This window comes from Mucilaginibacter gossypiicola (assembly GCF_900110105.1).
Lineage (GTDB): Bacteria > Bacteroidota > Bacteroidia > Sphingobacteriales > Sphingobacteriaceae > Mucilaginibacter > Mucilaginibacter gossypiicola.
Genome location: NZ_FOCL01000027.1, coordinates 1 through 1,435 on the forward strand (window position 1 = coordinate 1; position 1,435 = coordinate 1,435).

General features: G+C 38.2%; 1 protein-coding gene. It reads left to right on the forward strand.

From position 1 onward, the window contains the following. Positions 1-84 precede the first annotated feature (84 nt). Positions 85-1,413, forward strand: a complete 1,329-nt coding sequence (locus BMX50_RS34140; protein WP_091222920.1) for an IS4 family transposase — start codon at positions 85-87, stop codon at positions 1,411-1,413. Positions 1,414-1,435 lie beyond the last annotated feature (22 nt).

Genomic DNA, 1,435 nt, shown 5'->3' on the forward strand with positions numbered 1-1,435 from the left:
CCAATGTCATTAAGTTAAGGAACACCACAGTTCAGAACCGGATAAAATCCGGTTCTTTATGGTTACGAATCAAAAAACTGTGGTATGTCAGCAAACTTAAAAATCATTTCAGATTTACGGAATTTTATTGCCCTTTCATCTCAAAATAGCGAGTTAAGACAGCTATTCACCAACTCTTGTAATGCTTTTAGCAGAAGGCGTAAGCTTCATTTTGAACTGGTAGTATGCATGCTGCTTAATTTTTTTAAGAGAAGTTATGATATAGAGCTATCAGCATTCTTCGATCATATGGGTTTTCAGGAACTGAAAGCCACCAAGTCTGCTTTTAGTCAACAGCGCTCAAAGATTAGTAGTTTCTTTTTCAGTTGCTTGAATAGTACATTAGTTGATAGTTTTTATACTCATTATAAAGTTGATGTTAAACGGTGGAATGGATTTAGGGTGATTGCGGTAGATGGTTCTACAGCGTACCTGATCGACAGGAAGGAAGTAACAGAACATTTTGGAACGCATGGAAATCAGCGTGGTACGGTAACTTTAAGCCGCGTTCTGTGTGCCTTTGATGTTTTGAATAAAATCACTATAAAGGCGGGGATGTACCCGATCAGCTGTTCTGAGCAAAAGATCGCTCTAAGCTGGCTTCCGTCCTATGAGTCGGATATGTTGTTGATTTACGATCGTGCTTATCCTGGTTTTACCAGCATGTTTCATCATCAAAATAAAGAAACACCACAGCCCTTCTTAATGCGCTGCCCTGTAGGGTTCAGTACTGAAGTAACAGCATTTGTAAAAAGCGGGGTAAATGATGCGATCAGCACGATTAAGGCAAGTAAACCCATTCGGAGGGAGCTTAGAGAGCAAGGCTTTATTGTAAAAGTAAAGGGTACTATTAATATACGGTTGATCCGTATTGTTTTAGATGATGGGACAATTGAAGTGCTGGCTACCAACCTATTCGACCAACAACAATATCCCTACAAAGAATTTAAAGCACTTTATTTTATGCGCTGGGGAATCGAAACAAGGTTCAACTCCTTCAAGAACCAGTTGCAATTAGAAGCTTTCAGCGGGCAAAAAGTTGAAACAATTCTACAGGATTTCCATGCAACAGTTTTCTTATCCAACTTACAGGAAATCATTAGCAAACCAGCCCAGGAGAAAATCCATCATGAAGTTTCTAAGCGCAAATACGATTATCAAATAAATAAAAACACCGCTATTGGCATTATGAAGAACAGGGTCATAGGCCTTTTACTTTTTAAAGATCCCGAAAAAATATTAATCCAATTACAAAACCTCTTTGCTCAATATATTGAACCAGTAAGGCCAAACAGAAAACTGCCAAGAGTGAAAAAGCTCAAACGAAGGTCTGGCAAATACAAAACCTTAACCAATTACAAAAGAGCTATATAGTTCCTTAACTTAATGACATTGG